General features: G+C 59.3%; 16 protein-coding genes. 6 read left to right on the top strand and 10 right to left on the bottom strand.

Annotated elements, in window-relative coordinates:
- Window positions 1-10: 10 nt before the first annotated feature.
- The 5 genes from ACQK2L_RS13060 to ACQK2L_RS13040 form a co-directional block, all read right to left on the bottom strand.
- The gene (locus ACQK2L_RS13060) at window positions 11-901 is read right to left on the bottom strand and encodes a hypothetical protein (RefSeq protein ID WP_425397457.1); all 891 of its coding nucleotides are present in this window, start codon (window positions 899-901) and stop codon (window positions 11-13) included.
- Window position 902: 1 nt separating this feature from the next.
- Entirely contained in the window at window positions 903-1,715 is an 813-nt protein-coding gene (locus ACQK2L_RS13055) for a hypothetical protein (protein WP_425397456.1), read from the bottom strand.
- 625 nt (window positions 1,716-2,340) lie between these two features.
- Window positions 2,341-4,593: a bifunctional DNA primase/polymerase gene (locus tag ACQK2L_RS13050; RefSeq protein WP_425397455.1), complete on the bottom strand. Its 2,253-nt coding sequence runs from the start codon at window positions 4,591-4,593 to the stop codon at window positions 2,341-2,343.
- 471 nt (window positions 4,594-5,064) lie between these two features.
- Entirely contained in the window at window positions 5,065-5,286 is a 222-nt protein-coding gene (locus ACQK2L_RS13045) for a hypothetical protein (protein ID WP_425397454.1), read from the bottom strand.
- A gap of 204 nt (window positions 5,287-5,490) precedes the next feature.
- The gene (locus ACQK2L_RS13040; RefSeq protein ID WP_425397453.1) at window positions 5,491-6,126 is read right to left on the bottom strand and encodes a hypothetical protein; all 636 of its coding nucleotides are present in this window, start codon (window positions 6,124-6,126) and stop codon (window positions 5,491-5,493) included.
- A gap of 621 nt (window positions 6,127-6,747) precedes the next feature.
- On the opposite strand from ACQK2L_RS13040, the gene ACQK2L_RS13035 reads away from it, so the two are divergent.
- Window positions 6,748-8,244, top strand: a complete 1,497-nt coding sequence (locus ACQK2L_RS13035) for a hypothetical protein (protein ID WP_425397452.1) — start codon at window positions 6,748-6,750, stop codon at window positions 8,242-8,244.
- A 9-nt stretch (window positions 8,245-8,253) separates the two neighbouring features.
- Here ACQK2L_RS13035 and ACQK2L_RS13030 read toward each other — a convergent pair whose 3' ends face one another.
- The 3 genes from ACQK2L_RS13030 to ACQK2L_RS13020 all read right to left on the bottom strand — a co-directional run bounded on the left by ACQK2L_RS13030 (window position 8,254) and on the right by ACQK2L_RS13020 (window position 11,834).
- On the bottom strand, window positions 8,254-10,332 hold the full coding sequence (locus ACQK2L_RS13030; protein ID WP_425397451.1) for a patatin-like phospholipase family protein: 2,079 nt from the start codon (window positions 10,330-10,332) through the stop codon (window positions 8,254-8,256).
- A 168-nt stretch (window positions 10,333-10,500) separates the two neighbouring features.
- The gene (locus tag ACQK2L_RS13025; protein ID WP_425397450.1) at window positions 10,501-11,559 is read right to left on the bottom strand and encodes a hypothetical protein; all 1,059 of its coding nucleotides are present in this window, start codon (window positions 11,557-11,559) and stop codon (window positions 10,501-10,503) included.
- A 41-nt stretch (window positions 11,560-11,600) separates the two neighbouring features.
- Complete coding sequence (locus ACQK2L_RS13020; RefSeq protein WP_425397449.1) at window positions 11,601-11,834, bottom strand: hypothetical protein; 234 nt, start codon at window positions 11,832-11,834, stop codon at window positions 11,601-11,603.
- Between the two features lie 132 nt (window positions 11,835-11,966).
- Between ACQK2L_RS13020 and ACQK2L_RS13015 the strand changes: the two genes are divergently transcribed.
- Together ACQK2L_RS13015 and ACQK2L_RS13010 are read left to right on the top strand one after the other, a co-directional pair.
- Window positions 11,967-12,188, top strand: a complete 222-nt coding sequence (locus tag ACQK2L_RS13015) for a hypothetical protein (protein WP_425397448.1) — start codon at window positions 11,967-11,969, stop codon at window positions 12,186-12,188.
- A gap of 55 nt (window positions 12,189-12,243) precedes the next feature.
- Window positions 12,244-13,248, top strand: a complete 1,005-nt coding sequence (locus tag ACQK2L_RS13010; RefSeq protein ID WP_425397447.1) for an HAD family hydrolase — start codon at window positions 12,244-12,246, stop codon at window positions 13,246-13,248.
- 234 nt (window positions 13,249-13,482) lie between these two features.
- Here ACQK2L_RS13010 and ACQK2L_RS13005 read toward each other — a convergent pair whose 3' ends face one another.
- On the bottom strand, window positions 13,483-14,469 hold the full coding sequence (locus ACQK2L_RS13005) for a putative zinc-binding metallopeptidase (RefSeq protein ID WP_425397446.1): 987 nt from the start codon (window positions 14,467-14,469) through the stop codon (window positions 13,483-13,485).
- A gap of 16 nt (window positions 14,470-14,485) precedes the next feature.
- Between ACQK2L_RS13005 and ACQK2L_RS13000 the strand changes: the two genes are divergently transcribed.
- Genes ACQK2L_RS13000 through ACQK2L_RS12990 form a run of 3 tightly spaced genes read left to right on the top strand, consistent with a single transcriptional unit; the run spans window position 14,486 to window position 17,886 of the window.
- Entirely contained in the window at window positions 14,486-15,079 is a 594-nt protein-coding gene (locus ACQK2L_RS13000; protein ID WP_425397445.1) for a DUF2721 domain-containing protein, read from the top strand.
- 45 nt (window positions 15,080-15,124) lie between these two features.
- The gene (locus ACQK2L_RS12995; protein WP_425397444.1) at window positions 15,125-17,317 is read left to right on the top strand and encodes a hypothetical protein; all 2,193 of its coding nucleotides are present in this window, start codon (window positions 15,125-15,127) and stop codon (window positions 17,315-17,317) included.
- Between the two features lie 23 nt (window positions 17,318-17,340).
- The gene (locus ACQK2L_RS12990; RefSeq protein ID WP_425397443.1) at window positions 17,341-17,886 is read left to right on the top strand and encodes a GrpB family protein; all 546 of its coding nucleotides are present in this window, start codon (window positions 17,341-17,343) and stop codon (window positions 17,884-17,886) included.
- A 9-nt stretch (window positions 17,887-17,895) separates the two neighbouring features.
- Here ACQK2L_RS12990 and ACQK2L_RS12985 read toward each other — a convergent pair.
- The coding region (locus tag ACQK2L_RS12985; protein WP_425397442.1) for an SDR family NAD(P)-dependent oxidoreductase at window positions 17,896-18,639 on the bottom strand (744 nt) is incomplete at its 5' end.

The following is an 18,639-nucleotide window of genomic DNA, read 5'->3' as shown; positions in this document are numbered from 1 at the left end:
CCGACCAGGGTCAGGCGCGGGCTAGTGCGGCGTCAGCATCCGCCGCACTGCGGGTTTTCAGTTGGCAAGCGGCAAACTCAGGTGGGAACGGAAGTGCTAGAATGGACTCGAAGCTCTGGTCGATATACTTGTATGGCTCATTGCCCAGCGCCACTTCGCACGCCGCGAAGTGGCGCTGATTGAAGCGCTCGCCGGCAACGTCATGCGCAACGGCATCAACACCCAGCATGGAAAGTCGATACTGCAGGTGGGCCATGATTCTCGTGAACCGCAGCCCGTGGGCGTCTACCTGCGGCGGTGGTGGTTCTGGTCGGCTTGTTTCGGTGGCGGCATCGGCGGCGAGATACGCGTCTTGATTTCGCGTGAGGTTGGCCCTTGCTATTGGCAAACGGTCGTGAACGGCCTTCATGCACTCGAACTCGCCATCGACTAGATACTCGATGGCATGACCTAGTTCGTGCGTTAGTACCCGGCATAGGAACTCGATAGGCCTTCGCCATTGGACGTACTGGAGGAGCTCATCGATCGTTTCGATTTCTCCGCGGCGGGCCAAAGCCGTCTGGGCGCCGGTGACTAACTGCAAGGCCAACTCATGCGACAATAAATCGTTCACGAATAGACAAGGTCCATAACCGGCGTCGCGGGGCAGGTGGCGGGAGACGCTGAAGTAACTTCGCGCATTGTGCCAACCGCCGCGGAATCGCGCAGCCTTGGCGTAGTCGTCAGGAAGCGATGAAACAGCCAAGCAATACATCGGCCAGCCGGCCAGGTCCTGCGGCGCCAGCTTGTGAGCAAATTGCTCGAACGCCTGGCAGACCTCCACAGCCGGGGCGTCGACGGAAACGCCCAGTGCGGCGGACCATTGATCTCGTTCGCGGTTTATGCTGGCTAGCTGGGACATGCTATCGACCGGTGGTGATGCGGTAGCCTGGATCATTGGGGCCAAAGCCGAAGCTTTTCGCGTCTTCCTTCATGCGTTCGTCGTTAGTCGGTTGGATTTTCTTGATGATGACAAAGTTCTCTGGCAGCAAGCGCTGGGGAGCTAACTCCTCTTGCCGTCGCGCGAGATCCTGTCGCCTTTTTTCGACGCCTATGAGTTGTCGCTCGAGAAGTTTGCATCGCTTTTGGGCAGCGGCCAGTATGCTCTTAAGTTCGGCCGTTTTTTCCTTGGACCTACCGACGTTCTTCCTGGCAAGCTCATAGCGAACAGCACGGGCCAAGGCTGCTGGGCGCTGTTCCATTCTTGGCCAGGCGTTTGGGGGATCATGCTCGATGTCCTCTTCCTCTTTTAGCGCAATTCGTAGTTGACGGATTTGAGGCAGCAGGCGTTGAATCTCTTCACCGAGTTGACGCGACTCGCGTGATTCGTGGCCATCGGAATATTGGTCAGACTTCGCGGCCACGCACCGCTCCAGCTTGCCTTCGAGGTCGCGAATCCGAAGGTCACCTTCAGCAATTTCCGTTTGCATCCTTGCGATGTAGTTCTGGAGGCGAACCCGTCTTGCTTGTTGGTCTGCGATCTCTCTTTCGTGTGCCTTCTCGAAATCGGCCTGTTGCTTGAGAAGCGAGTGGCGTTCGTGTCGCGTGTCGATCCTCCGCAGGTTCGCAATAATCAATTCCGATGTGATGCCGGCCTTTTCAAAGAGTTCCCTCGCGGATCCGCGATCGAAATCGGCATCGTGGCTATTCTCTTTCCGCCACATTACGTTGAGCATCTGGCGAATCGAATCGTCGTCGTCCTGCTCTAAGAGATTTCCATCGGCATCGATCTTCTTTGGCGGAGGGAAGACGAACTCGGCGGCCTGGCGCCATTTGTCGTTCAGATAGTCAAGCATCGGGTTAGGTGCTCCGGTGAGGGATTTGTTGCATCCAATAGACCACGCGGAAATCTCAATCTCCCCGGAACGGGGAACTTTGTCTTTTTGGTTCGAGCACCAAGTTGTAACGCTGGCCGCAACCGCGGCAGATCACCTGCCGGCGCAGCGTGGCGTCGGCAAACGTCTTCGTGTGTTTTTTGTCGTATGCGAATACGCCACACCTTGGACACGCGGTGCGAATTCCGAACACGTAGGGCTGCTCCGCCCAACTGATTCTCTTCTCAGGCATCGTGAATTGAGGCTTAAATGGGACGGATGGAGTGTGTGGGGGCTTCGGGCGATGCGGCGGGAAACCGAGCGGCGCTCAGTTTTTCAGAAGTACCTTAGCTGCCAGTTGGGACGGGTAGGACGGTTCGCGCCTATTGTGCGCCGTACACACACAGTGACGGTGTCTAAGGCCTTGTGCGATGAACAATGCGCACCAACCGTCCTAGGTGTCCTAGATGTCGGGCATTTAGCTTGCCTAGTCATGGACATCCTCCCCAGCTTGGCGATATACGTTGTCGCTCGATCTCGATGTGAACCAGTTGTCGATCGGATCGCGGATGACGTCGGCGCCGGGACCGGTCCACACGAAACATCTGCCGTGCGTCCTGCTGGGATCTGGAGCCAACCGTTTCATTGCCCCCTCATCTGCCATCTGTTTGAGCCGCTTCGATACTGCAGCTGTCTTGGCCTTGTCGTTTGTCGCCCAGGCGTACCACGTGGCCACCAGCGACACGGGGAGCCGGTACTGCCCCCCTTTGGGATTCTGCCCGCAACGGGCGATCTGCTGGGCGAAGAAATCCTCGATGATGCCCGCTTCATCCGCTTCGCAGTCGGCCTCCCCTTGCCGCTCGGCAATCACTCGCTGGGCCTCTCCAGGTTCGGCGAGCCGAGATAGAACGTCCTTTTCCCAAGCTGCCCAGCGGGTGTACTGGGGCAACGGGTGCGGTTCGCTTCGCATTCGGCCGATGATGTCGCCGATGATGGACTCGCGGTGGTGATCGATGTACTGGATCAGCCGCTCATACCACGTGCCATCGTTCTTGCCCTTCACCAGATTGATGATGATGGCGCGTTGGGCCAGGTCGGTTGCGAGACTCACACCGTTCAGAGTCATCATCCAGGTGATCAGGTTCGGGCGTTGCATCTCGCCGATGTAGAGGGCTTTGCCACTGATGATGGGCGTGGTGATCAGGGCCTCGAGCTCTGCCCAGCTGAACTTCAGCGACTTCACGTTGTCGATGATGGCCACCCGCCTGGTCAGCCCCTCGGGCGACAGAAACCGCTGCTTGAGCGTGCCAATATCTTCGCCGGTAGAAACGTCGATGAACCCGCCGGCGAGGAAGCTTATAGCCTCAGCCAACTTCGACTTGCCAGCGCCTCGACCGTCGCGAGACGTCACCACAATGGCTGGTCGGGATCCGGGTGGCCCTCCCCAGAATGGGGTCAGAAACGCCGCTTCGATCAGGTCGCGGTCTACAGTTGTTTCAGGGCGGAAGAAGTCTAGCAACTTGCGCAGGTGGCTTCCATCGCCCTCTGGCGGAGTGGCTCTCCGATAGTAGATGTTGGCGATCGATGGTTCGTGTGGCAGTAGTTCGACAGCTTCATACGACTGCGCCGTCCGCCGTAACTCGGCTACGAACTCCGACTGCCGCACAAACTTCTGTTTTCGATCGTGCCAGTTTACTAGGCCGAAGTTTGACAGCCAGCCGAATACCTCAGGTGTCTTTTCGAGCCACCCAATACCGTGTTGCTTGTCGTCAATGAACAACGCGCCGGACATTCGCCGCGGCCATCCTTTCGAGATGCGGAGAACATCGGTCAGCACTTCCCTCATGGTCTTGGGGACCGTGATAGTTGTGATCTCGCCATCCTCACCTTTAACCTCGATGGTGGCCCCGTTGCTGATCTCGACCCTGCTGCCACGCGGCACAGACTGCTCGGCGTCACGCACTCGCTGTAGGATTTCGGCATCCGTCCAGCACTTCGGGAACGGCCGCGATTCAGCGTGCTTGCGAATAGCTGTTAGGGCGGCCTGATCTGACAGATCGAGCTCCACCGCGCGACACGCTGCAGTAAACAGCCGCTTGGATCCGTCGTTGCCATCCTCCATGTTGGCAGTGCTTTGAGCCATCGCTTTTACGGCTTTGGCGATGTCAGCCGTAGTTTCGGTGTAACCGTTTTGCCCGCCCGGCGAGTTTTGCTTCTGCTTCTTCTCTTTCTTCCGCAGCCCGTCGACCACCCATGTCGGCGGCAACGGCAGTTTGTCGGGTGGAACGTCCAACGGTTGCAGCCAGCGATATTCGCCATCGATTGCTTTTGCAGCATCGACCACGCGACTTGGAGCCACCAGCACGTAGCCACCATCGGCGCGGGTGTCGACGTTGGGTGCCAACTTGCTCGAGGAGTTCTTCCACTTGCCAGGTGGAGCTTGAAAGAAGTAGTGACGTCCGCCGCGAGGTGTCTCTGAGAACGGCGCCACGCTCAGATCGAGCATCTTCTCGGCGTCGCTCATCAGCGGATTGTCCGCGCCGTCGATGTCGACCACCAGTAGGCCCTCGGTCGACATGCCAACGTTGGCGTTGGGAGTCTGGTGCCACCGCATTCGGATCATCTGCTCACTCGTGGTGGCATCCTTACAGCCGCGCAACGTGGCAGGCTCTTTGCGGCCGGGCTTTACTGGAAACGCGGAGTAGCCCAGTTCTGCTAACTCCAGCGCGGCGTCTAGCATTGTTGTCGATGTCGCGGAGTTCACCGGCCTGCCCTCCGCCGACACTTTCGCTCCAACCGCTGTTCCGCTGCGAATTGGTGCAGGTGGAAGAGTGGCTCGCCTTCGACTGCTGGCCGAACCAAGTAGCTTTCGCAACCGCAATGAGCAATCCTGCGTTCCGTTCGGACTTCTCCATTCAGCCTCCAGCCGTGTACGTTCTTTGCATCGCAGTAGGGGCACGTGAGAACGATTCGACAATGTCCGATCTCGAGCCGGGGATTGTCGACGTCAACGAACCAAGTGATCGGACCCCGAAGAGCGCCAGGGGCTACCTGTTCCTTTTTCTTCGACCCCTCAAATCGCCTTGGTTTCGGTGCAGCATGTGTTATCATTGTTCTTGCCTTTCGGATTTCGATGCGGGGTCGAGCTTGCCGGCGACGGCCCCGCATCAATTAACCCACCTCTCTGGTGGTCTCTTTGGCCAGGCACTCGTTAGGACTGGGCCCCCGCCGTCAACGCAGCGCGTTCCTTCAGCACGCGGATGATCTCGCTGCCTTCGTAGAACACGCTGCCACCGGAACGAATACCCTTGAGGCTGATTCCATGGTCCCGCTTCAACCGCCAGCGCGTGACGTGTGAGAGTCCGAAACGGGTTAGCTCGGAAGATCGATAGAGAACTTCCGGATGGATTTCCCTGGGCAATTGCTTGGACATTGTTTGTGTAGTCCGTTGGATGAAGTGTTTGAAACCTTCACCCATCGAACCACGCGATTTCTGAAATAATGATTAATTCAGAATCTGCAGGGGAATGCGTCGCGATTTATTGCGAAATCTGCCCAGAAAAGCGGCGAGAGATTCTTGAGAATCTGAGGATATTCTCGAGATGGAAGGAGTCTGAAATAATAGATCATTCAGAAATCAGACGATTCGTCCCTCCTGCCTGAGAGTATAGAGGTCGGACGATACGGTATCGGCCCCGATGCCCAACTGCTCAGCAATCACTCTAGGCGATCGAGTTCCACTGTCATAGAGACTGGCGACGCGATCGCGGCGATCGGCCACAATTCCGTCCTTTGGTCGACCTGCCTTGCGCCGATGCGGGGCATTGACTCTGCCATGGGCGGCCGCAGCAATTCGATCGATCTCGCCGCATGCGAGAGACCACAACCGATGGCACTCCCGTTCATCAAAGCTGGAGTTCGGAATCTCCCATATTTCGCCATCTTCGTCGCGTTCCTCGATTGTCAGTGCGAGGTAGGCTTGATGGATGTGCGGTGCGTAGATGCCAACGTGATCGGCATAGAACATTAGCAGGAAGGTGCAGATTTCATACTCCGCCTGCGGTAGCACTCGCTGGTCACGCTCGAACCGAGCGAGTGTCTCCTCGGCCCAGAGAAGTTTAAGCCCCGCCAGGAGATTGGGCTCGTTGTCTATTCTCTCGAAGGTCCCGCCGAGGGGCCTGCCCCAGGGATAAGCGCTTTCCAGAAAGTGCACGCATTCGTCCAGGTACGGATCCCACCACAGTGGGCGATCGGTCGTGTCGACCTCAGACATGGGTATTTCCTTTCCAAGCAGCCCGCCGCCAGGATGGCCGGAAAGGATGCGGCCACCCTGGTTGGCGACGCGGGTGATCAAGCCCGCTGGCTGATTCAGTGTGAGCGGTCAGGTAAACGGTCAGGTAGACGCAAACCGCTCGGTAATTGCCGGTGAATCTTACCCTTGAATTTTAGGGATGAAAAGTTTGTGAAATACGCGAGCAACAAATAGCCGGGCCTGTCGATCCAGTGGTTGCGGGTTCGAGTCCCGTCCGCGTCGCTTTCAAACCCCTTCATTCGAAGGGGTTTTTTCGTGCGCCTTCGGGAAATCTCTGCAACATGGGTTGCTTGCGAGGGTCGGTTGGTGGCCCTATCGCGCATGCAGCAATACGTAAATGCCAAACCGCTAGCTATTCCTGGAGATCAAAGTTGAACGCATTGTCAGTGTCCTTGGCAGCTGGTCGACTTTGACGGTCAACAAAAGCCTGCGGTCGACACAACCGGACATTGCGACAAGATCGTCAGGTCGCTGTGAAGTCTGGCCGAATTGCCTTAATGCGCTGGTTGCAACAGGTGTTTCGGCTCCGATGCACCGCGTAGCAAGGGATATGCATTACTACTTGAGAAGAATGGTTAAGCGATGGATCGCTCGACAATCACGCGGCGCCTACTGGTAACTTGTCTTCTGCTGGCCGCCACGCCGGTGCTAGCGCAGACGGACGCCCAGGATTTAGTGGCGGTCCCGCGCGCTGAGCTGGACTCCATTCAGGCGGAGCTGAAGTTCCTCCGCGAGCGCGACACGCAGCGAGAGGCGGCGCAGCTGGCCATCGAGCAGCGGCTGGCGACCGACAGCAGTTGGCTCGCCACGGAGTGCAGTTGGGGCGAGAACGTCGACTGCGGCGGTATGGGATGCGGCAGCGGCTTTGGGTGCTGCGACGCTTGCGGCTGCGGGTGTTGTGGTTGTTGGGGATGCTACTCCTGCTGTTGTCCCACGCCCGAGGCGCCCTGTCTTGAGTGCACGCACGTTTCGACACTGAACCCGTACTACAACGTAAACGTCTTCGGAACTCTGGTCGCCGACATGCTGTTCAGCGGGCGCCGTCCGGTGGCGCCTGGCACTCCCTACTTTCTGGCGCCCGGGCCGATCCTGGGGCGTGACCAGAATACCTTCGACTTGCACGGCAGGCAAAGCTCGATTGGCGCTGCGTTCACCGGACCGCAATGGTGTGGCTGGCAAACCGGTGGCCAGATGTTGGCGATCTTCTACAACGACAACGTGATCGCGGACAAATATGGCTTTCTTCCGATGTTAGCCTACGGTGAAATGAAGAACGATCGCTGGCGGTTCGCGGCGGGCCTGCAGTTCGATGTGTTCAATCCTGGGGCACCCACCATCTTGCCGTTCTCGGCGCTGTGTGGATCGGGTAACTCGGGCAACGCTTTTCGTGGACAGGTCCGGATGGAGCGCTATTTCAATCCGAGCAGCGACGTGCAATGGACGCTGCAAGCGGCGCTCAGCGAGCCGGTGCCGACGACCATCGACCCAACGTTCGGCCTGAGCGAAGACAACGGCTGGCCTAATGTCGAAGGCCGTATCGCGCTGGCTCTGGGCACACCGAGCGCAGCGGCGGTGCGACCCTTCGAGGTTGGCTTCTCCGGGATCGTGGGGCAAATGCGCACCACCCCGGCTACCGCTGATCCGCAGGTGGTAGCCGACGTGTGGGGCGTGGGAACCGACATCCGCTGGCGCATCAACGACACGTTCGGCTTTGCAGGCGAGTTCTACAGCGGTCAAGGTCTCGGCACGTACAACGCTGCCATTCTGCAGAACGTGAATCGCACGACGTTTGAGTCGATCCGATCGACGGGCGGCTTCTTCGAGGGCTACGTTTACTTGACGCCGTGCGTGCACTCGCACATGGGTTACGGAATCGACGATCCGCAGGACAACGACGTTTCCACCGACCCAGTCGACCTCGGACGGCTGCGAAACGAGACGTACTTCGCCAACCTACTGTGGGACGTGAACAAGACGTTGAGAGTTGGTTTCGAAGTTACCTGGCGCGAAACCATCTATGCGTCGCTGGCAGACAACGAAGGCGCGGGTTACCACGGGCAGTTCCGCTGGAGCTTTTGAGTTGTCTGGCTAAGGTTCGTTCGTCCAGCGGCACTCGTAGACCTGGCCGATCTCGGGATTCACCACCGACCAGCCGATGAGCGAGCCGTAGGGATGCTGGATTTCGTACCGCGAATTCATGACCGTCGGTGCTTCGCTCTTGTTGGCTGGATAGGTAACCAATTCGTAGTTCTGGTAGGGTCGATCCTCGGGGAAGAGCATCCAAACGGTCACCAAGTCGGTTTTGAAGCGGGTGATGAACGGGGCGCGGGAAACAGGCGTCGGAATGCGAGCCATCATTTCCAACGTGATGGTGGCCGGTTCGCCGCGTGGCAAGCCCTTTAAGTCGTACTCAATTTCGTAATACCATCGATCGACACCGTAGTCGGAGGTTGGCTTGGATAGCCTACGAAATTCGGCCTGAAACCGCTGCTCGGGCTGCTGGAACTCCACGTCGTCGAACAAGGAAGGAAAGCTGAACATGACCCGGGCTCCACGCTCGGTTGAAGCATTGCTATCCTCCGGAAGAATCAACATGATCCGGTCCTTGACGTAGACCGCTCCCTGGTCGGCCGGGTCCTTTGCTTCTGGCCGCCAATGCCTGAGGTCGATAATGCGACTGTAGTCGAGAATCTCCACTCCAGACGTGTCAGCCTCGCTGGGTTGGTCGATCTCTTTGACTTGTATTGGTTGCCAGTCGGCTAACGGCTTGTCGTCGAGCAGTTCCAGAATGTCACGAATGTCGGGATTGCCACTGGCTATCGAATCGATCACTTGCCCTTGGACCTGCGACTTCTTGTAGAGTTGGTACACCTGCAAGGGCAGATAGCCCAGGATGAAAATGGCCAGCGCGACGTACAAGTAGCTGGTCCAGTCGCGCGGGTTCAACAGCGTCGACCACACGCGCCGCGCACTGGAGTGGCGCAACCGCCGCGCCATGGCGGTGATGGGCGAAGCAGCGCCGACGGAGTGCGTGGGCGCGGCGTCCGGGGCGGGCAGTATCTTGTCCGGTACCGGCGCCCAGCGTTCGCCTGGCAAACCGGTCACTTCGGCGTCTGGATGCGACTGGCGATAGATCTTCCTCGCGACTTCATAACCGTGCTGCGCCAGTGCATTGATCTCCTCGTCGCTGAAGCAGTCGAGGTCGGTACGAATGGTCTGCACCTCCGCCTGCACCACCGGCGGGAGCGTGGGATGCTCGTCGTGTTCCACGGTTTCGGCGATCGGAATGAAGGCAAAGTCGGGCTGCTTGCCGAAGTTCTCTCGTTCCAATTGCCATACACGATCCCACAGGATGTCGGATGCGCGAACCGACTGCCCGACAAAGCCCAGCGTCTGGTCGGTGAGAATCTGAAATGGCTTGCCGGCATCGCTGACGTAGACTTCGTCGAATTCATTGCCAGTTTGCTTGAGCCAGGAAAAGGCCCGGATGCCCAAGTTGTCGTACACACCGCCGTCGGTGAAGTACTCCGAGGCAAATTCGCCTTCGTGCACGCCCAGGTCGGCCGCCGTGAACTCTACCGGCGGGAAGAACCCAGGGAACGCCGACGACGCGCCAACCACGCGGGGGATTCGCGCCATCCGCCCGGGCACGTAGCTGAACTGAGCGTTTCCCTCTTCGCTCCGCTGCTGAACAAACAAGCCTTTGCGATTGAACACCGACAGGCCCCCGTTGCTCACGTTGGTGGCCAAGATGTGAAGCAAGGGAGCTTCTGGCAGTTCGTACAGGCAGCGGTCGCCGTACAGGTACTGCTCGTAGCACTTCTCCAGCATGGCGTTGGGAGTGAGGTTTCGAGGTGAACGACGCGTGAGTCGCGCCAGCACCCTTGCTGGATACAGCAGGGGCATGCGCCGCACCACGTGGTTGCGAACGTCGAACTGCACGAAATTTACCACCTCGCTCACCGCTTCGTCGAACTCTTCGTCGCTGCCGGTGTAGCGGTCCCAATGGAGCGTCAGGTGGGCGGCCAGAATACTACCGCCAGAAACCGAAGCAATGTCGGTAACCTGCTTGAGCAGGTCGATATCTTTCAGGAAGCGGAGGATTCCCAAATGGAAAAGCGTGGCGCGGAAACCACCGCCGGAGAGTGCCAGGCCAATCTTCGCCATCGTCGTGTGCTTTCAGAAGTTGTCCAATCCAGGTCAGGCTCTCCTTCAAGTATAGTTGTTCCCGCGCGGCGTTGACGACTCCTTCGCCTGATACCGTCCATTTTTTCTGCTAGAATTCGCAGCGTCATCGCGGTCGATACAGTGATTTTCCGGAGCGAGCCGCGGTGCTCAATACCGAAGCGTCAGGCCTGTGATCACGTAACTGCGGCCACCCATGCCACCTTCGAGAATCACCTGGACTCGTTCGTCCAGCGCCCACATCGTTCCCACTAGGAAGTTCCACGGGTTGGGCTCGAACTGATCGACCCGCACGTTCAGGTCGTTGCCCAAGATGGCGTGGTCGATCGTCAGTTCGACCGTCTGCGCCGTGTCCTGATACATGGCGCCAACGTGCACTTCGCCATTGAAGAACCGGCTCTCGATGATCATGCCCACGCGAGGAGTAATCACCAGGGCGGTGAGCGAGGAGTCGAGCCGGTTAAAGGTAGTCCATGTCTTGTTTACGTCCAAACTGGCAAACCAGCAATCCCCGCCAACCACGGAGGTGACGCCAAAGCCGGCGGTGGGGCCATACAGATTGACCGGCGCGCGGATCAACACAGGGCCAGAAGTGGGGAGCGGGAAGGCATCCACCTCGACAGCAACGTCGCCCTTAGTCTGCGTATGACCAACGATGCCGTAGACGTTCACGCAGGGAAAGACCCACAGGTCGATTCGCGACACATGCGAGACCGCGTGGAACGTGGTGGTCGGCACCTCCACGCGATCGACCGAGACAGGGAGGTTCGCACCAAAGCTCAAACGAACGTCGCTCACGGCAACGTTTCGATCGAGACTGGTAAACACGTAGCTGGTGCCCAGCGGCGGCAGCAGCTTCTCCGCTCTGTCGCCTGCTATGTCCTTACACAGCGGCAGTGGCAAGTGCGACCTTGGGATGCAGCGATCGAGAGGACTCTTGCGCCCGCTGCCGATGTTGTCGCCACAACCGTCTGCAAAACTATCGCCGCAGCCCACCAACGTGTCGCAGCAACTCTCTTGCATCGCGACGGGCTGGAACTGCTCGTCGTAGATCCACACCGACGAACTTCCGCTGACGAACTCGCTTTCCGGGACCATCGGATACGGAGACCACGGCGACGACTGCGCGCTGGATGGCACATCGTCGGCAAGCACAGTCGACGCGCAGAGCAACCCGAAGAGTAACGCAAGTAGGCTTCTATGAAACATTGGATTCCCCCCGGATCCACATGCTGCGGGCGCATGTTCACTCAGTCTGCATCGGTGATGTGGGGCGAACCGCTACAGCTGAAGTACACTTGGAGGGACAGACGCAGTAGTTTTTCCGCGATTTCGCGAGCGAAGCTCCAGGCGAACTTGCTGCTAGCAACCCATTCTGGCGCTGCCGCCTGCTCAGCGGAGTCGACACCAAGTCCCACACCCGCTGCAAAGCGACCACCGCAGCACGTGAAAACGGCGGAAGTGATTCCCAACCGATCGGGCATAGGGTACATTTTCTGTAGTTGCAGCGCCGGGCGGTGCTCCTCTTTTTCCGCCAGGTGGGGGAAAATTCTTTGTCCACCAACCGCGACGCTGGCGGCTTTCAAGCTCGCGTGGCCAAAACCTGGAGATTTCCCATGCGTTACATCAAAGGCGCATTCGCCATCCTGGCCCTGGTGGCCATGATCACCTTTGCGGTGCAAAACCTCGAAGTGATCGACGTCAAGTTCCTGTCCTGGAAGATGGCGGTGCCGAAGTTCCTGGTCATCGTGATGACCTATGTTTTGGGAATGATCACTGGCGCGTGGCTGTTCGATTTCTTGAAGCACTTGTTCCAATCGAATAAACCCAAAGAATAGGCTTCACGCGCGTTACCAATTTCACTGCCGCTGCCTGCCTGCTGGAGAAATCACCATGATGCGTTCTATTGCACTGACTACGTTGGCCTTGATGCTCACTGCATCGGTAGTCGCCCGCGCCTCCGACCCCCTGCCCTCTTGGAACGACACCGCCAGCAAAGCAGCGATCGTCGCTTTTGTGGAGAAGGTAACCGAGGAAGGCTCGCCCGACTACGTGCCGCCCGAGGAGCGGATCGCTGTGTTCGACAACGACGGCACGCTGTGGCCGGAGGATCCGATGCCGTTCCAGTTGGCCTTTGCGCTGGACATGGTGAAAAAGAAGGTAACAGAGAAGCCGGAACTCAAGGACGAGCCGATGATCGCCGCGGCGCTCGCTGGCGACTTCGAGAAGCTGCTGGCCGGGCCACATCATGATGGGCTGCTGAAGATTGCCGCCCTTACGCACGCCGGCATGACCACCACCGAGTTCGACCAAGAGGTCAAGGACTGGTTCGCCACGGCCGAGCATCCCCGCTTCAAGCGGCACTACGATCAGCTCACCTACCAGCCCATGCAAGAAGTGCTGGCTTACATGAGGGCGAACGGCTTCAAGACGTTCATCGTTTCCGGCGGCGGGGCCGACTTCATGCGCGTGTTCAGCGAGCGCGTGTACGGCATCGTGCCCCAGCAGGTGGTGGGCACTTGCACTCGCACCAAGTACGAACTCCGTCCCAGCGGGCCCGTGCTGATCAAGACCATGGACCAGCTGTTCGTCGACGACAAGGCGGGAAAGCCGGTCGGCATTCACGAGTTTATCGGCCGCCGCCCAATCGCGTGTTTCGGCAACAGCGATGGCGACAAGGAGATGCTGGAGTACACCACCATCAGCAACCCGCGGCCGAGCTTCGGCTTGATTGTGCACCACACCGACGGGGTGCGCGAATACAAGTACGACGCCCACCCCAAGAGCAGCGGCAAACTGGTCGCGGCCCTGAAAGAAGCCCCCGAGCGTGGCTGGACAGTGGTCGACATGAAGAACGACTGGAAGCGAGTGTTCTCCACTCCGCCTGCTTCCGAGTAACGAGACTTATTCTAGTGGCTGTCGCGTTCAGCAAAGCTGCACCGCAGGCCGTTCGTCGTTCTTGACCGGGCAGATGCCGATCCGTACGGGACTGTCGAAGGTGGGGCTGCCGGGCGCCGAGCTTGGTTTGCAGAAGGGAGATCCCACCATCGCCGAGATGTCCGGCTTGTGCGTGCCGCACGGGCGTGTAGCGTCTGTGGCGGCGAATTCGAGAGAATCTTGCTCGCGACCGATTCACGGCTTCTCGAATACGTCGTGAACGAATTGCAGCTTCGCCACGACCGGCGGCGGAACCACTTCGGGCACCAGATCCGTCAGGCCCATGGTGCGGTTGATCTCGTTAAGCACGATTCCGGCCTGACAGTAACTCAACAGCATCGCTGGTAGATCGTCACCGAGGTCGGCCACCAGGTGGGGAGCATTCCACCGCAAAGTATCGAGCACCGCTCGCATGTCGAGGTAGAACGCGTAGGTCTCGGCGAAGTCTTCCCACGGATGCGACGACGCGTACGTGCTGATGTAGCGCTCGTTCCAATCCTCAGGTGGTCCTTGGTCGTAGTACTGTTTCATAGTCTCGGCGTACGGCAACGCGTCGGCGTCACCGAACAATTGCGTAGCGTCGGCAGTGCGGTGGCCAACAATCTCGCGCATCCAGAAGAAATGCCCTGTTTCGTGCCGCATGTGCCCGATCAACGTGCGGTGAGGCTCGCCAAACTGCTGCCGAGTCGACTCGCGATGCACGGGATCGGCTTCGGCGGTGTTGATCGTGATCACTCCGTCGGCGTGCCCCGTCACGACGTGCTTTTCCGGCGTGTCGGACAGGAAACGGAACGTGAGCGGCGGCGAAGCGGTCAGCTGGTCGTCGGGATACCCGACTGTACGCAAGTCGTACAACAGTCGTCGCTTGGCGGCCTCCAGTAACTGCCAGCGCCGCAGGTTTCCATGGACGCTAGGGTCGGGCGCCACGGTGGTCATCTGGCAGCTGCGGCACAACGCCCCGTCTGCAGCCGTGGCGGCATCCACGAAGCAGTTGCAGACGTCGTAGGTGGTACGATTAGTGCACGCGACTACGTTTGTATCGCAATTCAGGCATGTGCCCTCAACCGAGACCGCCGCGGTCGTCGCGCACACGTCACACCACCCGGCGTGAAGTTCACACTCGACGCACCGGCGGTTGCCAAAGAACAATGGAGTGCCACATTGGCAGGCGTAAGTTCTCATTGCATGAACTGGGTAATTGGTAAAGAAACGGAAACGAGACGAGTCGATTCCGCAATTAGCGTACCGCAACCTGATATTCGTGGAACTCACGGGACAGAAGTACTATACTCCTACTTCCTATTCAGGTTCCCCCGCCCCCTACCCCGCCGCTTACATGACGCTTGAAGAGCTCGTTCCCATCCTGCAACTGGCCATTGGCCCGGTAATCCTGATATCGGGCGTCGGGCTTATTCTGTTGAGCATGACCAATCGCTTGGGTCGTGTTGTCGACCGCGCGCGGCAGCTTACTCCGCTGCTCGAAACCACCGCCAGCGAGACCAAGCAGCGGATCCTCGAGCAGATCCGCATCCTCTCACGACGCGCGCGGCTGGTGCGGACCGGCATCGCGTTGGGAGTGTTTAGTGTACTGCTAACCGCCGTGATGATCATCGGCCTGTTTGTCGGTGCGCTATTCAAGCTGCCGATCGCGATACTGATCATTGCCATCTTCACACTGTGCCTGCTGTCGCTCATCGCCTGCCTGGTGTGCTTCCTGCTCGACGTGAACCTGTCGCTCCACGCGCTGTGGCTGGAGGTACCGGAAGAGGGGCGGCAGACCGGGCAGAGTTAGAGGTTAAGACTTAAACGAATCAGAGCCACTCGCGAACAAACCCTCATGAACAACTCCTCCCGTATCCAACGGTTCCCCACACCCTGTCTGCTTCAGGCAGTTCTACTTTGCCTGCTCGCCAACCCTAGTTGCGGTCAGGACCTTCGACCACGGGACTTCCTGCTCGACGCTTCGCCCTACAAGGCGGAGGTCGCTGGTGACGCTCAGACACTCACCATGCAAAACGGACTCGTAAAGCGAGTCTGGAAACTCCAGCCCAACTGCGCCTGCGTTGCATTGGACAACCTGATGACCGGACAAGCACTGCTGCGGTCGGTGCGTCCCGAAGCGAAGGTGACCATCGATGGAGTCGGCTACGACGTCGGAGGGCTTGTGGGTCAGCCGAACCACGCCTACCTGACCGACGAGTGGATCGCCGAAATGCAGGCGGATCCCAAGGCGATGCGCCTGACAAACGTGGAGGTGGGCAAGCCGGCAGAACGATTCGCCTGGAAACAGCGCCGCCACCACGCGCCGAACGTCCAATGGCCGCCAGCGGGCGTGTACGTGCGCTTCGACTACCGCCTGCCCACCGATGAGCAAAAACTACAGGTCAGTGTTCACTACGAACTCTACGACGGCCTGCCGGCCTTCAGCAAATGGATCACCGTGCAGAACAACAGCGACCGCGAGGTTCTCGTCGACCGCTTCGTCACCGAAGAGCTGGCGCTGGTCGAACAGACGAACTGGGTCGAGACCCGCGAAGGGGTCGACATCCCGGAGCCGGACTACTTGCATGTGGAGACCGACTTCGCATTCGGCGGTTTCAACCCGGCGAACGCCAATCGGCACGTGGTGCATTGGCGGACCGACCCGCTGTACAGCACGCAGGTAAACTACCTGAACCAGACCCCCTGCCTGCTGGTGGTCGAGCCAACCTATGGTCCGGCACAGAAGGTGGCTCCTGGCGAGCAACTTGATTCGTTTCGCGTGTTCGAACTGGTGTACGACGACGGCAACCGTGAGCGACGGGGCCTCGCACTGCGGCGTTTCTATCGCACGCTCGCGCCGTGGGTCACCGAGAACCCAATCACCCATCACCTGCTGAGCAACGATGCCGGGCGAGTGCGCCAGGCAATCGACGATGCGGCCGCCGTGGGGTTCGAGGCGATCATCCTTTCGTTCGGCAGCGGCTTTAACATGGAGAATCGCGATCCCCAGTTCCTGCAGACCTGGCGAAAGGTGGCCGAGTACGCCGAGCAACAAGGCATCGAACTGGGGTGCTACTCGCTGTTCTCCTCGCGCGGCGTGGCTGGCGCTGACATGATCGTCTCGCCCGAGGGCCAGCGCCCTACGCACGGGCAGTGTCCCGCGGTTACTTCGCCGTGGGGGCAACAGTGGCTCGCGACCATGCGCAGCTTTTACAAGGAGACCGGCTTCGACCAATTCGAGAACGACGGCCCCTACCCCGGCGATGTGGACATCACGTCGCGCCCTCCGCTGCAGCAAGGTTTGCAGGACTCACGCTGGGTGCAGTGGCTTCACACGGCCCAACTCTATCGCGACCTGCGCGGCATGGGCATCTACATCAACGCTCCTGACTTCTACTATCTCAATGGCACCAACAAATGCGGCATGGGCTACCGCGAGGTCAACTGGTCGCTGCCCCGCGCCCATCAGGTGATTCACACGCGGCAAAACATCTACGATGGCACTTGGACCAAAACACCCAGCATGGGCTGGATGTTCATACCGCTCTCGCAATACCACGGCGGCGGAGCCGCGGCCACGATCGAACCGCTCGACGAGCATCAAGACCACTACCGGCGGATGATGCAGTCGAACCTGGGAATGGGAGTTCAAGCTCACTACCGCGGCCCACGACTATTCGACAGCGCGGAAACCAAGGAACTCGTCGAACAACAAGTCGACTGGTTCAAGCAGCATCGCGACATCCTCGAGTCGGATATCATTCACGGCCGCCGTGCCGATGGGCGTGACCTCGATTGGGTGTTGCACGTCAATCCAAACCTGGAAACCCCCGGCATGCTGTGCGTCTACAATCCGCTCAATCACGTAGTCACGCGCGAGCTTACGCCGAACCTCTACTACACGGGACTCGCCGACCGGGTAGTGGCTCGCGGCGCAGACGATCAGCCGATTGAACTCTCCATGGACGATCGCCATCGAGTGACCCTCGAAGTCACTGTCCCCGCCGGCGGCATGACTTGGTACACATTCGAAGCGGTCGCACCTTAGTCGTTCACGCGCAGGGACGCCCCATGAGCAAGATTGTCGTCGTCGACTACGATCCCACTTGGCCGGCGGTGTTTGAGTCGCTCCGCGAGCATGTGTCGGCAGTGGTCGCACCGTTTGCACTCTCCATCGAACACATCGGCAGTACTTCGGTCCCAGGTCTGGCCGCCAAGCCGATTATCGACCTGAGCATCGTCGTGCCGAGCTACGCCGAATTGCCGCAGGCGATCGATGCGCTCGCCTGCCTGGGATACGAGCACCTGGGCGACCTCGGCATCGAGGGGCGCGAAGCCTTCCAGCCACCCGCGGACCTCCCGCCACACCATTTGTATGTCTGCCCGCAGGGAAGCTTGGGCCTGCGAAATCACCTGGCGCTGCGGGATTACCTGCGCGGCCATCCCGAGGCGGCGACCGCGTATGGCAAGCTCAAGAAGGCATTGTCCAAGCAGTTTCCGCATGACATCGACGCGTACGTGGATGGCAAGACCGAGTTTATCGTGGGCATACTGGCCGAGATGGGGTTTTCGGAGGAGGAGCTAAAGCGGATCGATGGGGCGAATCGGACGGATTGATTTCGAGGTCTAGCCGTCCGCAGGGGGACCATCGGCATATCCGGCAAGTAGTCCGCCATCACAGGGAATGATCACGCCGTTGACGAACGTGTTGCTGGGCCCGAGCAGGAACATCGCCAATTCGACAACGTCTGACACCTGGGCGAACCGCCCGGCAGGGATCTTGGCCATCAACCACTCCGCCTGTAATGGATGGCTGCCCCATACCTTCTGGCCCATCTGTGTCATTACAGCGGTTGGGCAGATCGCGTTGGCCTTGATGTTGTGCTTTCCCCATTCTAGTGCCATTTCCCGAGTGAGCATGTTCAGGCCACTCTTGGCAGGCCCGTAGGCGCCGTGGCCGTTGCAGGCGACGAGCGAGGCAGCCGACGAGATGTTGAGGATGTTGCCCCCACCACCATTGATCATCTCTGGCACGAGCGCCTGAGCAATTAGAAACGGCGCGCGACAATGGAGGGCGAAAGTCCTGTCCCAGTAGTCGACGTCCATATCGAGGAGTGTCGGACCTGGCGGGTTGCCGGCGCAGTTCGCCAGAATACTCCAATGAGGGGAGATCGACAGCACCTGGTCGACCGCTGATTTTGCGCCGTCGGTAGTCGCCAGATCGGCGTTCACCGTATGACAGATGGCCCCAAGTTGCTCGATCTGGTGCTTGGTGGCTGCCAACTCCTCTGGTCCGCGCGCAATGATGCAAACTTCCGCTCCCTGCACGCCCAGGCTCCTGGCGATACCTTGCCCAATCCCGCGACTCCC

Origin of the sequence: Aeoliella sp. (assembly GCF_965227375.1) — a bacterium.
In the GTDB taxonomy this organism is placed as follows: domain Bacteria; phylum Planctomycetota; class Planctomycetia; order Pirellulales; family Lacipirellulaceae; genus Aeoliella.
This window is presented reverse-complemented; position numbering and strand designations above follow the sequence as displayed.

Bases quoted from the DNA above. Each gene is read 5' to 3' on its own strand.
- ACQK2L_RS13030 (WP_425397451.1), bottom strand. From the start codon at position 10,332: ATGGCGAAGATTGGCCTGGCACTCTCCGGCGGTGGTTTCCGCGCCACG.
- ACQK2L_RS13005 (WP_425397446.1), bottom strand. From the start codon at position 14,469: ATGAGAACTTACGCCTGCCAATGTGGCACTCCATTGTTCTTTGGCAAC.
- ACQK2L_RS13035 (WP_425397452.1), top strand. From the start codon at position 6,748: ATGGATCGCTCGACAATCACGCGGCGCCTACTGGTAACTTGTCTTCTG.
- ACQK2L_RS13025 (WP_425397450.1), bottom strand. From the start codon at position 11,559: ATGTTTCATAGAAGCCTACTTGCGTTACTCTTCGGGTTGCTCTGCGCG.
- ACQK2L_RS12990 (WP_425397443.1), top strand. From the start codon at position 17,341: ATGAGCAAGATTGTCGTCGTCGACTACGATCCCACTTGGCCGGCGGTG.
- ACQK2L_RS13060 (WP_425397457.1), bottom strand. From the start codon at position 901: ATGTCCCAGCTAGCCAGCATAAACCGCGAACGAGATCAATGGTCCGCC.
- ACQK2L_RS12995 (WP_425397444.1), top strand. From the start codon at position 15,125: ATGAACAACTCCTCCCGTATCCAACGGTTCCCCACACCCTGTCTGCTT.
- ACQK2L_RS13055 (WP_425397456.1), bottom strand. From the start codon at position 1,715: ATGCTCAACGTAATGTGGCGGAAAGAGAATAGCCACGATGCCGATTTC.
- ACQK2L_RS13010 (WP_425397447.1), top strand. From the start codon at position 12,244: ATGATGCGTTCTATTGCACTGACTACGTTGGCCTTGATGCTCACTGCA.
- ACQK2L_RS13045 (WP_425397454.1), bottom strand. From the start codon at position 5,286: ATGTCCAAGCAATTGCCCAGGGAAATCCATCCGGAAGTTCTCTATCGA.
- ACQK2L_RS13015 (WP_425397448.1), top strand. From the start codon at position 11,967: ATGCGTTACATCAAAGGCGCATTCGCCATCCTGGCCCTGGTGGCCATG.
- ACQK2L_RS13020 (WP_425397449.1), bottom strand. From the start codon at position 11,834: ATGCCCGATCGGTTGGGAATCACTTCCGCCGTTTTCACGTGCTGCGGT.
- ACQK2L_RS13050 (WP_425397455.1), bottom strand. From the start codon at position 4,593: ATGCTAGACGCCGCGCTGGAGTTAGCAGAACTGGGCTACTCCGCGTTT.
- ACQK2L_RS13040 (WP_425397453.1), bottom strand. From the start codon at position 6,126: ATGTCTGAGGTCGACACGACCGATCGCCCACTGTGGTGGGATCCGTAC.